Below are 18,142 nucleotides of genomic sequence, written 5' to 3'. Positions count from 1 at the left end.
TATAACAGTTGATGCAGGGTGCATCAATCCCGCGTTGCCTCAACTTTATAATTATCGTCACAATTGCGAACTTCCAAGGGTATATTTTGCCTATATTTCATAGCCTTTTATTCAGCGACTCCGCTAAATAAGGATACAACCCACTTCATTCCGTTATGGGACAGATTTTGAAGAAGACCTGCCGTTTTGTCAGCCAGTACGTCGACCGGCGCTTTGCTCTGCTCTGCGCCAAGCACCTGACTCGGTGACAGAACAGTTACTGCTGGAGGTTCTTTAACCTCCTGTTGTACGGACGTGGTCGGAACAGACTCGGCAACCGGTGACACCGGCTCCGTTTTCACCACTGCAGGGTTGCTAGTCGAATCATCGCCCCTATTAAAGCTGCTGCCTGCCAGCTGCATTCCAAACAGAACACCCAGCAACATCAATACACAGATGGAAAACAATCTTTTACCGAATCTGGACACGTTCCTCGCCTCCTGTTATATCTTCGATTCTTCTATTCTTCCATATCAGGACTACTAGCCACCTTTTGACGTCTTTTCCGCACTCGCTTTGTCCACTTTCTGATCATCCCAGTACACCTCTGCGATCATGTCGGCGAGTACTTTGGATGTCCGCTCCAGTTCAGCAGCTGTATTGTCGATGCCGCCAATCTCAATCAATATGCTGTTGGGAGAAAGCGTCTGGTTGTATTCGCCATTGTTGGCCCCGCCGCCGTCCTTACCCCAGACGCCGCGAGACACCCCTGGATATTTCGCTTCCAGTTTCTTATGAATTTTGGCCGCAAAGGCTTCATTCTGCTGCCAGTTTGGATTTTCATGTCCTATAATAAAATATACTTTGGCATAACCCAGATTATTAATGGTTGTCGTTGTTTTGTTATGACGCTGAGAGTCACGGTGGATATCGATGAGATACGTAAGATCGTCATTTTGAGCAAGTGCAGCTTTCACCGTCTGACGGGAGTATTTATAGGAATAATTCCAGTTATAATCCTTGACCTTGGTTGGATAATCTTCTTGCGCATGTTCCACTCCAATCCCCAGCTTCTCCAAACTGTCGGACAAGTAGGTTCCCACTTGAAAAACATTACCAGTCGATTTACCAGAGGAAGGATTGTCACTCTTCGTGCCCAAGAGAGGATTGTATCCTTCACGTGGATGGGAATGGTAAACAAGAATCGCTTTTTTTCCTGTCGTTGGTTTGCTCGGTTCATCTTTACCACCATTCTTCGGTGGGGGATCACCCTTTACTTCACCATCACCCGGTTCCTGCGGATCGGATGGATCGGGATTATCCTGACCTGGTGGGATATGCTGCTCGCCACCTGATTTCCCTCCGCCTGCCGAGGCCGTATCAATTAGTCCAGGACCCGGCTGATAATCTTCTGGAGCTTCAGCTTTTTCATTTCCCGAGCCCGGTCGCAGCAGTACGGGTTGATTGGAACCCATTCCAGGCATTTCTCTAGCGATCAGGCTTTTGGGGTCTTGCGGATTAACATTCGTCAGCAGTTGGAATACAAACGAAGTCAGATTTTCACCAGAAAATGCAGATGCTTGTTCTTTCTGAGTTAGATGTGGCATTTCCATGCCGAGCATGTCCACAAAAAAGCTACTTGAAACGGCTCCCGCAAACCCTTTCATAGAAGAAACAGGTGAGCTATTCAAACGCTTCTCTGCCATGCCCCCCAGACCGAGTACAACAAAAAACAAAGCAGATATGATCATAAGCAACAATAACGTACGGCCCATAGCCAGCACGTGCAAACATCTCTTTTTCCATTTACCAATATTCCAGGCCAATATTTTGTTCATTGCTTCTGTCTCCTTCCCTGCTGGACAATGCTTATACTTCAACTCTATGAGCCTGCCAGATTTGATAGAACAGGAAAAAGAAGATTGCATACAAAAAAAGAAAGTCCGATAGATTCGGACCTTCTTCACAGGAGTCTCAATCATTTTAAATTTTAAAATGTTAATTAATGGGTGTAGGCAGCTACATTCTCAGCATTTACCGCATCATGGAGCGCGGCATTCAGACCTGTTGCAATAATATTGGCAATATCTTCGACAAATTCATCGATTTCTTTGGGGGTAACGATCAGATCATGACCTAGTGGCTCCAGTACCTCTTTTACCAAACTGAGACGGTCATTTTCGCCGATATCGTCCAGCATGCCCATAATCTGTTTCGTTTGATCAGTCTCTTGTCGGAAATGAGTACGCATCATTTCGATGACGTTATTCACGATGGTCGATGCATAACATACGGTTGGTACACCGATGGCAATGCAGGGAACACCCAATATTTCACGTGTCAGTCCACGTCGTTTGTTCCCTATTCCTGAGCCAGGATGAATGCCGATGTCTGCCACTTGAATCGTTGTATTAACACGTTCGAGGGAGCGTGAAGCCAGCGCATCAATCGCAATGATTGCATCCGGTTTCGTTCGATCCACGATCGCTTGTACGATGTCACTGGATTCTATACCCGTTGTACCCAGCACACCTGGCGCAATAGCACTGACTTCCCGATAACCGGGTGCAACCTGATCTGGAACCAGCTCAAAATACTGGCGGGTAACCATCAGATTCTCCACTACCAGCGGTCCAAGTGAGTCAGGCGTGACGTTCAGGTTACCCAAACCTACGATCAGCACCTTAGACGTCTTGTTAATTCCCGCTTTGGCCAAAAAATCTTCCATCTCTCGCGTGAATTCTGCCGCCACCCGCTCCTGAAGATCGGTATCCCCGTTACGAAGCGATGGAACTTCCAAAGTGACATAGTGCCCCTTTACACGCCCAATTGCTGTAGCGGCTGCATCATCAAGCACATCAATACGTGTGATTTTAATACCGTCTTTCTCATCCACATCCTCCCGCAGCCCGGGAATCGTCTGTTTCTGCCCACCCTGAGCCATCTCCTTGGAGTCAATTGCCAAGTCGGTACGAACTGCATAATTTTTCAAATCCAGTGTCATCTGTCCCTGCCTCCCTTACCGCATTTGAGCATATTGTGTGGGAAAATGGTGTGCTTTATGCAGCACTGTCGAACATCATAGGAAAATCTGTTGCAATTTGCATGCCAGCGTGCTAGAATATTTTAAGTTGTGAAACGTTTGTATTCATGCAAATGCCTTACAGGAGGTGAATGTAATGCCAAACATCAAATCCGCTGTTAAACGCGTAAAAACGAGCGACAAGCGCCGCGCACTCAACGCTTCCCAGAAATCTGCACTCCGTACAGCTGTTAAAGCTGCTGATGCTGCTCTGGTAAGTAACGAAGTTGATACTGCAAAAGCTGCGATTCAAGCTGCTTCCAAAAAGCTGGACAAGGCTGTAACTAAAGGTCTGGTTCATAAAAATGCTGCAGCCCGCAAAAAGTCTCGCTTGGCGAAAAAACTGAACGCTCTTTCCGCACAAGCGTAAGAAGCGTTACTTATACGATCTAATGGAAAAATCCTGAACAGCACGAGCTTTCAGGATTTTTTAGTATCTGATTCTATAAGCACTCTATTGAAACGGAGCGGCCTTTATTCCGATGATCTCACCATCAACGGAATAAAGGCCGCTTTGTGTTACCGTTATATCTAAGTTTAAGCTCCGAGCCTTAACAAGAAAAGCTCCAGTCCGAGCACTTTATCCACTGCCCCGGTCTTCATCTGATAATCCAGTTCACTGAGGTGACTCAAAATCAGCCTCAAACGTTCTGCCTGAAACTTGCGAGCCTGTTCACCAGCAATTTTAACAGCATACGGATGCAGACCAAGCTGGCTGGCAATTTGCTGTTGGGAGTAACTCTGCTGCCCTAACTCTTTTACCTGAATCATAATTCGAAATTGACGGGCAATCAAGGCAGCAATTTTGATCGGTTCTTCACGCTGCTTCAACAACTCATAAAAAAGACCCAAAGCTTTCTCCAGCCTCAAGTTTGCAAGCTCCTCCACCAAAGCGAACACATTCTGCTCCGTACTTCGAGCCACCAGTGATTCGATATCCGCGCGCTTGATCGTGCCTCCGTTACCAGCGAACAAACATAACTTGTCCACTTCCGCAGATAACGTCTGAAGGCCTGTTCCTGCATAGCTCACAAGCGTGTCAGCCGCTCCAGCCTCAAAAGATACATCCCGCTGCTTCGCCAGCTTTACAATCCAACCCAGCAACTCCTCCCCACTTAGTGGAGCAAATGCAAGGACAACAGCTTGTTTCTTCGCTGCCTTCACTAATTTTTTACGTTCGTCCAGTTTATCCCCTTGAGCCAGAAACACAATCGTACTATAATCTGCCGGATTGTCCATATATGTAAGCAGTCGATCAATCTGGTGATCAATTTTGGAATCCTTGCCTGCTGTAAACAAATTAGCATCGCGAACGATAATGAGTTTACGTGGAACAAGAAAAGGAACCGTCTCCGCTTCTTCAATGACAACCTCCACAGGTGTCTCAGAGAGATCATATGGAATGATCGCAAATTCTCGGTGCTCTTCTTCAATCACCTGTTGTTTTAACATATCCGTAAATTGCTGTATCTGATACTTCTCCGTTCCGTACAGCACATATACCGGAGCCGTTTCTCCATTACGTATTGCCTTTGTCGCACTCTTTACATCCATCACGGTGCCCCCTTATCCCTCTTATCCTACCAGAAAACGTGACAGACAACAAAGGGGCCTTACACCCGGTTAACGGATGAAGGCCCCCTGTCCTACATCTATATAAACGCGGACACCAACAATTCTAGAAAAAGCTGGTGCGCGGTCATACGACGTCAGTTATGCCAACTGAGATAGGACGTTGTTATTACTTTCAATATATTCTTGATACAACAGAAATGTTCGGCAAGTTATTGAGGCCAAACGTATAATTTACAGCCTATTTGGCAGAGGTTCCGCTTGAGGCAGTGGACACGTTAAACGATTTTTTCACTGTTGTTCCATCTTGATCTGTTTCGTAATTAAATACAGCGCTATCCTGAGACCAGCTTGCTGATTTTAGTGTACCCTCCACATTACGTTGCTCAACCAGATTTAGCACATCCGAGTCAGCGGCAGGTTTAGAGTAAATGCTGATCTGATCGCCGAGCAGCATGACCAGATAGGAGCCATCGGGTGATTTCCATTCTTTTGGAGTCGTGGTGGCAAGTGCACCTGAATCGGTGGCCGTCAATCCTTTATTTCCTCCCGCAGCATCCATACCTGTCTCGGAATCAGGACTCGTCAGGCCCTCTGTCGGCTCTTCTACCTTAACATCAGGCATATCCTGAGAAGTAGTGAATGATTGTGCATCCCCATTTTCAGGCTCTGTTGCTCCGCTCTCAGTAGAACCTCCCGAAGGTCCAGTACTAGCTCCTGAATCCTGACTTTTTTGCTGATCAACACTCTTGGTACTGTCAGCAGGATTAGAACTGGACGGGGCGTTTTTCGTTGCATCACTCTTGTTCAATTCTGACCCTGTATCTGGCTGTTTAGAAGTTTGTTCTTCCTTCAATTCAGGTTCCTGCACCTTCTCTGAACTGTCTTCTTTAGGTCCAATCTCTTGAGCTTGTTTATCTTCAGCGGATGGCTGACTTTCCGAACTATCAACCCAGACACTGTTATCGCTCTGTAAAGAGGAGGAAGAATCTTCATTGTTAATCTCTCTGCTCAGTGGATTTTGATCCTCATTCCCGCCTTCTTGAGTACTTCCAGTGCTCATCATCACTTCCGCATTCTCAATCTTCTCTGGTTGATACCCAAAAATGGCAACGCCCAGTACAACTGCTGCTGCTGCTGCACCCATGGACATACGGCCTGCCATGGAATTCAACCATTTTTGCTTCGGTTTTCGCTCACTTGAACGCTGTAAATTCTCAAACGCAGCAGGGACAGGACTCATTTCCTGTATGGTACTGCTTTGTTCCCTCTTTGCTTCGTCGATTGCATCCAGTTGCGGCATAATGGCATCAACCAGACTGAATCTCGGGGTTACCTGCGGCAAATCTTCCAGTTCTCTGGAGAGAGCTCTGAGCAAACTAAAGTTTTCAGCGCACTCCGGACATTGGGCCACATGCTGTAGCATCTGCGCAGTTTCCGCCTCGCCCAGATCATGATCCAGATACCGGTGCATCCATTCCACCACCTCTTCGCATTTCATCCTGTCACACCACCTTTCTGATACTCCTGTAGTAGATTCTGTAATTGCTGTCTGGCTCTAAATAAATAAGATTTAACCGTATTCAACGGAAGATCGAGGCAATCCGCAATTTCGTTATAGGATAAGTCCTGCAAATATCTTAGAACAATAACGGTACGATGATGCTCAGGTAACTTGTTAATAGCATCCTGAATATCCTTTGCCACATATGTGGACATCACTTCGAATTCCACATCCTGATTGTCCTGAAAAACCATATCATGCTCGTCAATGGAGACGGAGGGCTTGGTTCTTCTGAATTTATCAATACAGATATTCGTGACGATGCGCTGAACCCATGTCTTAAACTGGGCCTTTTCCTCATATGAATTAATCTTGGTGTAAATTCGGATCAACGCTTCCTGAGCAGCATCCAAAGCGTCTTGTTCATTATTTAGAATGTAATATGCGGTCCGATAAACATGCTGTTCAATGTCCCGCAATAGGGTAATTAGAGCGTCGCGATCGCCCGATTGAGCGGCTCTGATGAGTTCCGGCTCTACCACAAAGGATCCCCCTCTCCCTGCAACCTTACAGACGTGACCATCAATAAAATTGTTGCAAAGTTAAGTATTTTTTTTAGATATCATAAAGTAAAACTTCAGAGATACCGCGTCCTGATATCGCAAGAAAAACTTCCACTAAACGCGGTCTGTTCCCCTGGGGTACGTGGATAGACGTTTTTCTTATATTGCCATAACAAAATAACGGCTTATGTATTCGGGCCGCTGAAATCTTCTCTTAGAATAACAGAAATTGCATAACGAGTCATCAAGCCAGCTCAAAAGTCATTCCAGTACTTACACGACTCAATTTAATGACAATGGCATACATTATAGCTAACCACACTTATAGCATTGAAAATAAAAAAATTCAAATTTCGTACAAATTTAAGCTCATTTTAATGTAATTTTCATGAAAACAGTGTATTGTAAATTTACATTCATAACACGAGGTGATGAGCATGCCAGCTCTTGCAAAAATTCAAGCGTTAAAAGAACAAATGCCCAAAGAATATCAAAGCATATCCCATTTTGTGGAACATGCGTTGCAATCTATCGATACCCTAGTTGAAGAACATCGGAAATACACCGCTGCACAGGCATTATACGGCGATAAAATCGTCGGATCGGAAGAACGCTTGTACAGAGAAACCGTGCTTGATGTTCGCGCACAGCTCTTGCTTACGCTTGAGAAAACTGTAGAAGATCTGTTGCACAAAGGTGACAAACATTGGAGTAAACACTTTAAAGATGGCGTTGAATAATTCATTGTTATAAGTCATTCCAAAATGAGCCCGCTTTCCGGCATTCTCCCCGAGGAGTATCCGGAAAGCGGGCTTTTGGTATCATTCTTTGAGCATATGAAGTGCTTCATACATAAAATTAATAAATGACAATAAGATTGTGGATTGGGACAGTGTAGATTTCACCTTTATTGAGCGAACATGATTAACGCAGAAGTATTACATATTTTACATTAGATTCACATAAACAGCATAATTAATCCCGCTTTATAACTTAAAATAGAAAATATAGGTGCGTATAGAAGCGAAATCAGACAACTAACGGAAAATCGGGACACTATTTTTATAGTAATTCAAGCCGCACAAAACGAAATAGAGTCCACAACGGTGCAACAAAATTTATAAGCGGATATGAGGCAGATTTATGAATTTGAAAATCTTCTTAAAATACTTCCTAGGATTTTTTCTACTCTGTAGTCTATCATTTATTGTATTCAATATGATAATACGCCATAAAACATGGGATGAAATCGATCACACGATTAACTTATTCAGTGCGACTATAATTAGCTTAATAGTTGGTATTTCAAAAGCAAGAGAGTAATCCATTTTAGCCAACTCTCACAAAAATTCATGATTCATCCATCGTCAACTTATAACGCACATCAATCTCTCCATCTTTGATTCTCATCTGAATTTCCCCCATTCGATCAGTTCGATAGATCTCTGTACCCGAATCAACAAGACGTTCAAGCACACCAGGATTGGGATGTCCATATGTATTGTTGGCCCCAGCAGATATCACGGATGCGGATGCATTCCAGTACTGTAACCAAGCTTCGGTTGACGATGTTTTGCTACCGTGGTGTGCAACTTTTAATACATCTATGGTGACAGGAACCTCCTTATGATTCTCCCCCGAGTGACGTGTGAACATCTCCTGAACAGTACCATCTGCTAATGCAGCATCTGCATCGTACTCTCCAAACGAAGCTGCAAGCGATCCATCCTGAATCATAAAGAGCAGATCCTGCTCGGCTGCAGCATCCATGTCTCCCGTGAACAATAAGGAGGCGCCTGCCATCTCCAGCAAAAAGACAACCGAATCATGATTCTGATGTTCTGAGACGGGCAATCTTTCTCCTGTATCCATCACTTTCTCCAGATCCGGATATATAAAATGAAGTCTGGTTTCTCTATCCGGATCGTAAGACATCCCTTGGCGAATGGCATATAACGGTATCTGCTTGTCTATAACGGTTTCCAGCAATTTCTCAAAATTGGCTGTACCACTGGTTGTCCCATTAAACATGAACCGTTCCACCGGGATCTGTTCGAGCACAGCCTGTAATCCCCCAGCATGATCCTGATCGGCATGGGTTACGATTACGGCGTCCAGCCGATGAATGCCCCGCTTTTTTAATAAAGGAACGACCACCTTGGCCCCTACTTCGTATGGATCACGCCTTGTTTTCCAGGATTGTTCAGACTTCCCGAACTGTACTGTACCTCCACCATCGACCAATATATGTTTACCTTCAGGTGTTGTAATAAGTGTACTGTCCCCTTGTCCTATATCCAAAAACTGCACCACTCCGGTCCCCGCAGGTTGCGGTGTCTGGTACGCCCACCATAATCCCACCACAAAGCTGAGAGCTAGCAGCGCACACATCCATTTGTGGAAGACGTTCATCCGTTCACCAGAATAAAAACCCGCCCCTCGCGCAGCAAATGCACTTGTATACTCCGGCCAGGCAATGCTTGCACTTAATGTTGTCATCGAACCAGGACTAGCCTCACGTCCACCTTTGTTTAAACCTTGTGATGATATATTAGACAACCCCAGAGCCCTTTCAGGCGTTCCCCCAACATATCGGCGATTCAGCGGAGCCGTATCCTCTTCTGTGCCCTGAACTGCAGGTTGGTCACCTCGGCCGCGATGAAGGACCCTCAAAAGTGCATAGAGAACGGCATAATATGCTGCAATCCACAGTAGCGATGGGGTAGCCCAGATCAGCACAAAACCAGGCAAGCTGTTCATCCACTCCACACTTACAAAGGTCAATTTGTTCAGCATAATAGCAATCCACGCCAATGGTTTGGCTAGAGGCATCCAAATAAACGATAAAATCAGGGCAACCGTTCCAAGAGGCAGTACAATAGCACTGATCAAAGATACAAGCAGAAAGTTAGCGACAAATGAAAGCAGTGAAAACTGGTTGAAATACAGAATCGTGACCGGAAACGAAATGAGCTGTGCTGTTACCGTCACAGAAGCTGTTGCTGCAAGGCCCTTGGGCCAACTGCTAAATATCCGATTAATCAGTGGCATGTAAATCATTAGTCCAGCTGTTACCAGAAAAGATAGCTGAAAGCTCACGCTTAATAAAAAATACGGGTTCCACCACATCATCAACAACGCTGCTGCACTGATCATCTGCAATCCATCCCGCGCAAGCCCACGCCGCGCCATATACAAACCAATCATGGACATGATACCCGCACGAATGACCGATGGCGAACCGCCAGACAACAGTACATATGCAGGTATTAGCAGTAACACAATGGTGAGCGAGGTTTCTCGGGTTAACCTAAGCCAAGATAAAAGGAGCAGCAGCGATGCCACATAAACCGCGACATGTGTTCCGGAGATCGCCAATATATGAGTTAAACCAAGCTGTGAAAACTGTCCATATGTATCAGGATCGATATCATTAGCCATCCCGATAATCAGACCTTTCATATAGCCCGCATGAGGTTCGGGAAATATCCGTTCTACCGCTGCGCCAAGCTTATGCCTCACAATGTCATTCCACCGAAGGATGTTGAGTTTCCCCAGCCCTTCAGGCGGAACGGTGGTTACTGAACTGGCCCCCTTCACTTTAAACAACCAATGGATCTGAAGAGTTCTTAAGTAATTTCGATAGTCAAACCCTCCAAAATTTCTGGCTTCGCCGGGAAGCGTAAGCGCACCCGTCAACGTGATCGAATCTCCTCGCTTCCACCCCGCTGCTACTTGCTGTTCTTCTTCCTCAGCCAGGCGAACTTGGACCATTAGACGTTCTCTCAAGTTAGACGCATTTCCCGCTTCCGACACAACTGCCGTTGATGCATCGGATAGTGAAAGCATCGACGTGACCTGCATTTCAAAATCGGCCCGATCCCCATCTATGCGTACATCCGACATAAGGGTTCCTTCGAATGTAGCTGCATAACCGTCCAAATCCTCCGCAGCCGTATGTGTGATATCGGGCAGACTGCTCCGATTCCGCGCATCATTCCATTCCCAGTGCACAGCACCGCCAACGAGTGCTCCGATCAGCAACAAGATGGACCAACCTCGTATATCAATCCATCGTAGTAAAAGAGGCAGACAAACGAATGCCCCGATCATTCCCACGATCAAGGACCAACCCGATAATGCACATGCCATCCCGCTACCGCATAACCAGCAGACGGTAAATACCAGTAAAGGTCTGCCTTTCATTTTCTTCCCCTCCTTTGTGTCACCCGTATGAACGCAGAAAAACCCCCGGCAGCTGATACAGCAACCGGAGGTTCTTCCCCGCAAATTTGAATATTATTTTGGTTCTAATCACTTACCGTCATCATCGTCTCACGTGGAGGCTGGTAATTTCCCAGCTGACGAAACGTAATGCCTTTTTGCTTCATCATGTTGGTAACCTTGCCTGTATCCTTGGGATATGGGCGATGAAACACGATTTCTGTAATACCGCTATTCGCGAGCATATTGGAGCAAGTCCAGCAAGGTTCATCCGTGACATATACAGAAGAGCCTTCGCGGTCAATTCGATCGGTGAACAAAAGCAAATTCTGCTCCGCATGAATGGTACGAATGCAACGTTGCTTTTTAACCATTTCCTCCTGACCGTCGGTTACCACCAGCTCGTATTCTTCCGAGATCATGCATCCTGCTTCAGAGCAGTCCGGAACCCCCATGGGCGCACCGTTATAGGCTGTTCCAAGCAGTTTCTTCCCCTGCACAAGTACGGCGCCAACATGGCGGCGTGAACAGCGGGAACGGGTAGAGACCATATATGCGATGTCCATAAAATACGTATCCCAGTCTTTGCGTACGTCTGCTGTGCTCATAACCGTTTCCCTCCCCATCTGATGAAAGTTGAACCCATACCTCTTTCTTATGTCATTTCCAATTCAACTTATATCCTAATATTTAATATTGCGCGATTACCTGATCTGCACATAAGGAGCCATTTTCTCCAGCATCTTCATTCCGATTCCTTTCACTTTGGTCAGATCGCTGACTTTGGTAAAAGGACCATGCGAATTACGATAATCAATAATGGCTTGCGCCTTTTTCTCCCCAATTCCAGGAAGGTCCATAAGCTTCGCTGCCGGAGCTGTATTGACATCAATTTTACCATTGTCGACAGCTTCATTGCTCACCATTGCTTGGTTATTGTCTGTTGAAACAACCGCTGCCTCGGATTTCGTTTGTGTCCCATCAGTAGGAGTATCCGTTTGCTTAACTGCAACTGTCTGATCCACTGCAACTGTCTGATCAACCACTTTCCCTGCTGTGGCATCAACCAGATTAGTCTCTACAGGGGCCTCTGTTGTTAACGGTCTCTGTTCTGCATCGGAAGCTTTCGTTTGTTCCTGAACCAAAGTAGCCGACTGTACAGCAGGGGTTTCCTGCTCTATCGTCGGCTTCTCGGTGGCGAGCTGCATAGGTTCCCAGCCAGAAGGCGGCTGTTCACTTTTGCCCGACCATAATATTAGTATACATCCGACCACCGCAGCAGCAATGGTCATCCCCTTGTTCCATCTCATCTCTTCCACACCTCTCCCTGGATTCAAAATAAATCTATTCTGAACACGGGCGGTGCTTCCGAACCGTTGGACTTGCCTGGTAAACCAAGCTGTACTATTTTCATGTCATGTGAAGCAGGTCCTGACGCATACACTAGAGGGAAAGAACTGCGCCATTACCGTAAAGCATGAAAGGAGGCCTGAACAATGAAGGTTGGATTTATCGGAACCGGCAGCATGGGCAGCCTGCTGATCTATGCCTTGATTCAATCCGGTGCACTTGAGCCACGGCAGATCGCCGCCAGCAATAGAACCCCTTCCAAAGTACGGCAGTTATCCCTCCGTTACCCCGGTCTGCATGAATCACAGAGCAACCGGGAAACCGTCATCCGCAGCAATATCATCTTTTTGTGCGTGAAGCCACTTGAATTCAAACATGTCATTGACGACATCCTGCCTGTCGTGAATCCCAATCATATAATCGTCTCGATCACCAGTCCCGTGCAGCTGCGCCATCTGGAATCTTCACTTCCTTGCAAAGTCTCCAAAGTTATCCCCAGCGTTACGCACCAGGTCGGCAGCGGAGCGTCCCTGTGTATTCACGGTGAGCGAATGACTACCGAAGACCGCGCTGTGCTGGAAGGGATGCTCAGTCATATCGGCAGACCCTATCAAGTGGATGAAGCCTGTACCCGGATCACATCCGACTTCTCCAGCTGCGGACCTGCATTCATATCGTTCTTTCTGGAGCAATGGATCGAGAGTGCCGTCAAGCTTACAGGCATCAAACGAGCCGACGCCTGCGCTCTTGCCGGCGAGATGCTCCTGGGAACAGGCAAGCTGCTCACCGAAGGAGGATACACCCCGCAAGAACTTCAGGCTCGCGTGGCTGTACCTGGCGGCATCACCGCACAGGCACTTGCCCTGCTAAAGGTAAGTCTGAATGGTGTTTTTGACAGTCTGATCCAGACGACTCACGACAAATATGATGAAGATTTGTTGAAGCTGGATGAACTATTCAAAACCGGTGAGATTAACCGGCAACAATATTAACGAGTTTGCCTGGAACGGCAATGACCTTGCGAATGGTCTTGCCTTCCAGTGCCTGCTTCACAGGTGCCAGTTCCATTGTAAAGTCCTGCATGCCCTGTGCGTCCAGATCCTTCGCGATCGTAGCACGGGTTACAATTTTGCCATTCACTTGAACAACAATCTCCACTTCGGCATCCACCGTCATGGACTCATCATACTCAGGCCAAGCTACATAAGAGATTCCACCTTCATGACCGAGACGACTCCACAGCTCCTCTGCCATATGCGGTGCCAGCGGTGACAACAGCTGTACAAAGTTCTCCATGGCTTCACGCGGCAGCGTATCTGCTTTGTATGCATCGTTGATGAAGATCATCAGCTGGCTGATCGCTGTGTTGAAACGCAGATGTTCCAGATCCTCTGTAACCTTTTTGATTGTCTTGTGTGCAGTGCGCTTGAACTCATCGGTTCCACCATCGACTGTGATCTTGTCATGGATTGCACCTGTATCTTCGTTGATGAACAGACGCCATACACGTGACAGGAAGCGATGCATGCCCTCAACCCCGTTAGCGTTCCACGGTTTTGTAGCCTCCAGAGGCCCCATAAACATTTCATACAGACGCAATGTATCTGCACCGAATTCATTAACGATCTCATCCGGGTTAATAACATTACCACGGGATTTACTCATCTTCTCATTGTTGGTTCCCAGGATCATGCCTTGGTTGACCAGTTTGTGGAACGGCTCTTTGGTATGCACCACACCCAGATCATACAGCACTTTATGCCAGAAACGAGCGTACAGCAAGTGAAGCACTGCGTGCTCTGCTCCCCCGATGTACAGATCAACCGGCAGCCACTGCTGCTGTTTCTCTTGAGAGATCAGTTCCTTGTCATTGTGCGGATCGATAAAGCGCAGGTAATACCAGCAGCTACCGGCCCATTGTGGCATTGTGTTCGTCTCACGACGTGCTTTCATTCCCGTTTCCGGATCTACGGTGTTAACCCATTCCGTAACATTCGCCAGTGGTGACTCTCCAGTGCCCGAAGGTTTGATCTGGTCAATATCCGGCAGCAGCAAAGGCAATTGATCTTCCGGCACCGTCTTCATCGTTCCGTCTTCCAGATGCAGAATCGGGATTGGCTCACCCCAGTAACGCTGACGGCTGAACAGCCAATCGCGCAGACGATAGGTGACCTTGCCTTGTCCCTTACCGTTCTCTTCCAACCAGGCGATCATCTTCGCAATCGCTTCTTCGTTGTTCAATCCGTTCAGGAAATCGGAGTTCACATGCGGTCCGTCTCCGGAATACGCTTCTTGTGTCACGTCGCCACCCTGTACAACCTCGATGATGTCCAGACCAAACTGTTTTGCAAACTCCCAGTCACGAGCGTCATGTCCCGGAACGGCCATGATCGCCCCTGTCCCGTATCCAGCCAGAACATAATCGGCGATCCAGATTGGCACCTTCGCTCCATTTACCGGATTGATTGCATAAGTTCCTGTGAACACACCCGTTTTGTCTTTAGCCAAATCGGTACGTTCCAGATCGCTTTTGCGAGCAGCCTGTTCCTGATATGACTTGATTGCTTCACGCTGTTCAGCAGTTGTAATGACTTCCACCAGCTCATGCTCAGGTGCCAATACAGCATAACTTGCGCCAAACAAAGTATCTGCACGTGTCGTAAACACTTTGATGACTTCTTCATGACCCTCAATGGCAAAAGTAACTTCCGCCCCGGTCGATTTGCCGATCCAGTTGCGCTGCATATCCTTGATACTTTCCGACCAGTCCAGCTCTTCCAGGTCTTCCAGCAAACGCTCTGCATATTCCGTAATTCTCAATACCCATTGGCGCATCGGTTTACGAACGACCGGATGTCCACCACGCTCACTCTTGCCATCGATAACTTCTTCGTTCGCCAGTACTGTACCCAAAGCTTCGCACCAGTTCACAGGCACTTCATCTACATAAGCCAGGCCTTTATTGTACAACTGGATGAAGATCCATTGCGTCCATTTGTAATAGTCAGGGTCTGTTGTACTGATCTCACGATCCCAGTCATATGAGAAACCCAGTGATTTGATCTGGCGACGGAAATTGTCAATATTGCGGAATGTAATATCCCGTGGATGCTCACCAGTATCCAATGCATGCTGCTCAGCAGGCAGGCCGAAAGCGTCCCAACCCATTGGATGCAATACATTGAAGCCGCGCATACGTTTGAAACGGGATACGATATCCGTTGCCGTGTATCCTTCCGGGTGACCTACGTGCAGGCCTGAGCCGGATGGATATGGAAACATATCCAGGGCATAGAACTTCGGTTTAGCCGGGTCCTCACCCGTTTTAAACGTTTTGTTGTCATCCCAGTATTGCTGCCAACTTTTCTCCATGTCTTGTGGCTTATAGCCGTGTTTCGGCTGTTGATTCTCACTCATCTATTGTTCCTCCTCTGGTTATTCGCTTTTATTGCAACAAAAAAACCTCAGCATCCCGTAGCGTTTGCAGCGCTAGGGACGAGAGGTTGAATTCCCGTGGTACCACCCTAGTTAGCGGACGATCGTGCTTCGTCATCCACTCCCTTTGGACCTGTAACGGCGGTTAACCGATGCGGATTTCCATTCCTGAACCGGAGTGTTAATGAGTCGGTTGCAAGATGGTGTAATCACCGCATTTCTCCAAGGCGAGTTCGTGAAATACTGTCAACCGACTTGCACCAACCGCCGGCTCTCTGTCATGTACAGGACTCACTACTGATCCTTATCATCGAAATATGTATACGATATGATCGGAAACATTATATAAAAAAACAGCATTAAAGTCAATATTACACTGTCTGTTGAGTATAAGCAATGCCATGCATCAGTATACACATTAAGACGACTGGAATCGCTTGATTCCTTCTTCTAGGTTATCAATTGACCACTTAATGTGTTCCTTGTTATCGTATTGACGATATGGACACTCGATTCTCAGCGCCAGATCAAAGTACAGATCATATAAACTTCTTCTTTTTCGTTCACTGTCTGTTGTAACTGCTCTACCATAGCCTTTGAGGAATCCCGGTGTATTATTAAAATGACTGAAGTAGTGCTCCATCAGAGGATCTGCCCAAAGGGAACGTTCGAAATCGATAATGGCCGTGATCTGCCCCGCCTCCACAAATACATTCCCATCCCACAAATCCCAATGCACAAGCACAGGCTCTTTGACATCATCCAGCACATCCGATTTTTCTTGAATCAGACGCTCCAGTTCCTCATAACGAATCGAAAATTCCACACCCGCTGCTTTGCTATCTCCCAGCATATCATCCATTAAGCAAAGGAAAGCTTCTCTCCACGTCGTATAATGCGGTTTCTTTGAGGAAAAGTAACCAAACTTCTCTCCTTTAATTTCATTGATTCGACGATTGTGGGCACCCAGCTGCTGCTCTATGGATTCCTGCTCTTCTGCACTGTACTGATCTTTGACTTTGTTATACGGCGTTCCTGGCATGTATTCCATAATAAAATATTCTGCCGGAACCAGGGTGAGCGATGGATCGTAGGCCAATACCCGGGGAACGGGTACATCCTGAAGTTCTGCCACAAGTCGTAGTGCCTCAACCTCAGCAACCATAACTTGCTGTTCACAGCGCATCAGCTTAATGCCATTAGAAGGAGCAATTTTGAGTACAACCTTCTGTCCGTCTTTCTTGGTGATAAAGTAAGCGTGGTTTGCCCAGCCGTCGATCATCTCTTTGTATTCTTGGATACCTGTGTTAAAGTGCTGCTGCACAATTCTGTCTAATTGTTCAGAAGTCAGCCTTGTTTTGTATGTACTTTCCATTCTACATCCCACCCGGAATTAAATTTTCAAGATTCTACTATTTAGAAAACGTTTTCCATCCAACTATTATGGCTTCCTTTAACCCTACTGGCAATAACTTTTATTACATATAAAAAACAATCTTATAGACAAAGAACTGCCCTTATACATCATAAGGACAGTTCTATATCATACTCCTATTTCACGGCTACATAGAATAGACGCTGTGCGCCTTCTCCCGCCTCTTTCCACTCAAAATCAGCATATACACGTACATCTCTGAAGCCGGCCTTCGTGAGCTCCAGCTTCATCCAGTCCGGATCATACGCGCGCTGAACATGAACCTCTTCAAACCGTTGGTACATATCCTTGCCGCTCTCAGCCACACGTGAAAATATACTTAGATGATGCTCAATCTCACACCGATCTTGATCCATATCACAGGTCCAAATATACGATACGGAGCGTTCGTCCAACACAAATGGTTGCTCTTCTTCGTATCGAATAAGGGTATTCGGATGATGTACATCGAACAGGAATGTGCCCTCCGGCTTTAGCATCTCGTAAGTACGCTGAAAGGTACGAACGACATCCTCTTTTTCAAGCAGATAATTCACGCAATCACAGAACGATATCACCGAGTCCACAGGCTCCGGAACTCTCCAGTCCCGCATATCCTGCTGCACCCAGCGGACACTGCCTTCCCGATATAAGCGGTGGCCTTGAGGTGTGGCCTCCATTTTACTGCGCGCAACAGACAACATGTCCGCCGACAGGTCAATACCTGTAACTTCAAAGCCGGAGTTCACCAGTGGGATCGTAATTGAGCCGGTTCCACAGCCCAGTTCAGCCACACTTTTCGGCATGCCATGCCGTTCCCAAGCCGTTCTCGCAAACCTTATCCAGTCCGGATAAGGCATATCCTCCATTAATTCATCGTACACATAGGCAAATTTCCGGTAAGACATGTCAGGCACCGCACTTTCAATTTCATTTTCGAATCTCTTTTGAACAAAAGAAAAAGCAGGGGCGTCCGGAGTTCACCCAGCCTTGCCCTGCCTTTACTTGTGGATTCAAGC

At 46.7% G+C, this 18,142-nt stretch carries 15 protein-coding genes and 1 other annotated feature; of the genes, 3 read left to right on the top strand and 12 right to left on the bottom strand.

Annotated elements, in window-relative coordinates:
- Positions 1-107 precede the first annotated feature (107 nt).
- The 3 genes from MHB84_RS21535 to gpr all read right to left on the bottom strand — a co-directional run bounded on the left by MHB84_RS21535 (position 108) and on the right by gpr (position 2,983).
- On the bottom strand, positions 108-467 hold the full coding sequence (locus MHB84_RS21535; RefSeq protein WP_076288068.1) for a DUF3679 domain-containing protein: 360 nt from the start codon (positions 465-467) through the stop codon (positions 108-110).
- A gap of 54 nt (positions 468-521) precedes the next feature.
- Positions 522-1,817 (bottom strand): stage II sporulation protein P, encoded by a 1,296-nt coding sequence (locus MHB84_RS21530; RefSeq protein WP_076288067.1) that lies wholly within the window; start codon positions 1,815-1,817, stop codon positions 522-524.
- A gap of 164 nt (positions 1,818-1,981) precedes the next feature.
- Entirely contained in the window at positions 1,982-2,983 is a 1,002-nt protein-coding gene (gene gpr, locus MHB84_RS21525) for a GPR endopeptidase (RefSeq protein ID WP_076288066.1), read from the bottom strand.
- A gap of 175 nt (positions 2,984-3,158) precedes the next feature.
- Here gpr and rpsT point away from each other — a divergent pair, with 175 nt between their 5' ends.
- The gene (rpsT, locus tag MHB84_RS21520) at positions 3,159-3,431 is read left to right on the top strand and encodes a 30S ribosomal protein S20 (RefSeq protein WP_024628504.1); all 273 of its coding nucleotides are present in this window, start codon (positions 3,159-3,161) and stop codon (positions 3,429-3,431) included.
- A 167-nt stretch (positions 3,432-3,598) separates the two neighbouring features.
- Here the strand turns inward: rpsT and holA are convergent, their stop codons facing one another.
- From holA to MHB84_RS21505, 3 genes are all read right to left on the bottom strand, one after another.
- Complete coding sequence (gene holA / locus MHB84_RS21515) at positions 3,599-4,615, bottom strand: DNA polymerase III subunit delta (protein WP_076288065.1); 1,017 nt, start codon at positions 4,613-4,615, stop codon at positions 3,599-3,601.
- A 259-nt stretch (positions 4,616-4,874) separates the two neighbouring features.
- Positions 4,875-6,134, bottom strand: coding sequence for an anti-sigma factor family protein (locus tag MHB84_RS21510; protein WP_076288064.1), 1,260 nt, complete (start codon positions 6,132-6,134; stop codon positions 4,875-4,877).
- Positions 6,131-6,679 carry an RNA polymerase sigma factor gene (locus tag MHB84_RS21505; protein ID WP_024628507.1) on the bottom strand — a complete coding sequence of 183 codons (549 nt, stop codon included), beginning with the start codon at positions 6,677-6,679 and terminating at the stop codon, positions 6,131-6,133. Before MHB84_RS21505 ends, MHB84_RS21510 begins: the two co-directional genes overlap by 4 nt.
- 458 nt (positions 6,680-7,137) lie before the next feature.
- Between MHB84_RS21505 and MHB84_RS21500 the strand changes: the two genes are divergently transcribed.
- Complete coding sequence (locus MHB84_RS21500) at positions 7,138-7,440, top strand: hypothetical protein (RefSeq protein WP_053781298.1); 303 nt, start codon at positions 7,138-7,140, stop codon at positions 7,438-7,440.
- 610 nt (positions 7,441-8,050) lie between these two features.
- Here the strand turns inward: MHB84_RS21500 and MHB84_RS21495 are convergent.
- The 3 genes from MHB84_RS21495 to MHB84_RS21485 form a co-directional block, all read right to left on the bottom strand.
- Positions 8,051-10,906, bottom strand: a complete 2,856-nt coding sequence (locus tag MHB84_RS21495; RefSeq protein WP_076288062.1) for a ComEC/Rec2 family competence protein — start codon at positions 10,904-10,906, stop codon at positions 8,051-8,053.
- A gap of 104 nt (positions 10,907-11,010) precedes the next feature.
- On the bottom strand, positions 11,011-11,532 hold the full coding sequence (locus MHB84_RS21490; RefSeq protein ID WP_076288061.1) for a deoxycytidylate deaminase: 522 nt from the start codon (positions 11,530-11,532) through the stop codon (positions 11,011-11,013).
- Positions 11,533-11,628: 96 nt separating this feature from the next.
- A complete protein-coding gene (locus MHB84_RS21485; protein ID WP_076288060.1) occupies positions 11,629-12,234 on the bottom strand; it encodes a ComEA family DNA-binding protein in 606 nt (201 codons plus the stop codon).
- Positions 12,235-12,420: 186 nt separating this feature from the next.
- Here MHB84_RS21485 and comER point away from each other — a divergent pair, with 186 nt between their 5' ends.
- On the top strand, positions 12,421-13,266 hold the full coding sequence (gene comER, locus MHB84_RS21480) for a late competence protein ComER (RefSeq protein WP_076288059.1): 846 nt from the start codon (positions 12,421-12,423) through the stop codon (positions 13,264-13,266).
- Here the strand turns inward: comER and leuS are convergent.
- The 3 genes from leuS to MHB84_RS21465 form a co-directional block, all read right to left on the bottom strand.
- Positions 13,247-15,691 (bottom strand): leucine--tRNA ligase, encoded by a 2,445-nt coding sequence (leuS, locus tag MHB84_RS21475; RefSeq protein WP_076288058.1) that lies wholly within the window; start codon positions 15,689-15,691, stop codon positions 13,247-13,249. The genes comER and leuS overlap by 20 nt on opposite strands.
- 71 nt (positions 15,692-15,762) lie before the next feature.
- Positions 15,763-16,029, bottom strand: a binding site (T-box leader).
- Positions 16,030-16,127: 98 nt separating this feature from the next.
- Complete coding sequence (locus tag MHB84_RS21470; RefSeq protein WP_076288057.1) at positions 16,128-17,084, bottom strand: phosphotransferase family protein; 957 nt, start codon at positions 17,082-17,084, stop codon at positions 16,128-16,130.
- Between the two features lie 176 nt (positions 17,085-17,260).
- Positions 17,261-18,031 (bottom strand): class I SAM-dependent DNA methyltransferase, encoded by a 771-nt coding sequence (locus MHB84_RS21465; protein WP_076288056.1) that lies wholly within the window; start codon positions 18,029-18,031, stop codon positions 17,261-17,263.
- Positions 18,032-18,142 lie beyond the last annotated feature (111 nt).

It is taken from the genome of Paenibacillus sp. FSL F4-0087, from assembly GCF_038020215.1.
In the GTDB taxonomy this organism is placed as follows: Bacteria; Bacillota; Bacilli; order Paenibacillales; family Paenibacillaceae; genus Paenibacillus; species Paenibacillus taichungensis.
Note: the sequence above shows the minus strand (reverse complement) of the source record. Positions and strands in the feature narration are given on the sequence as shown.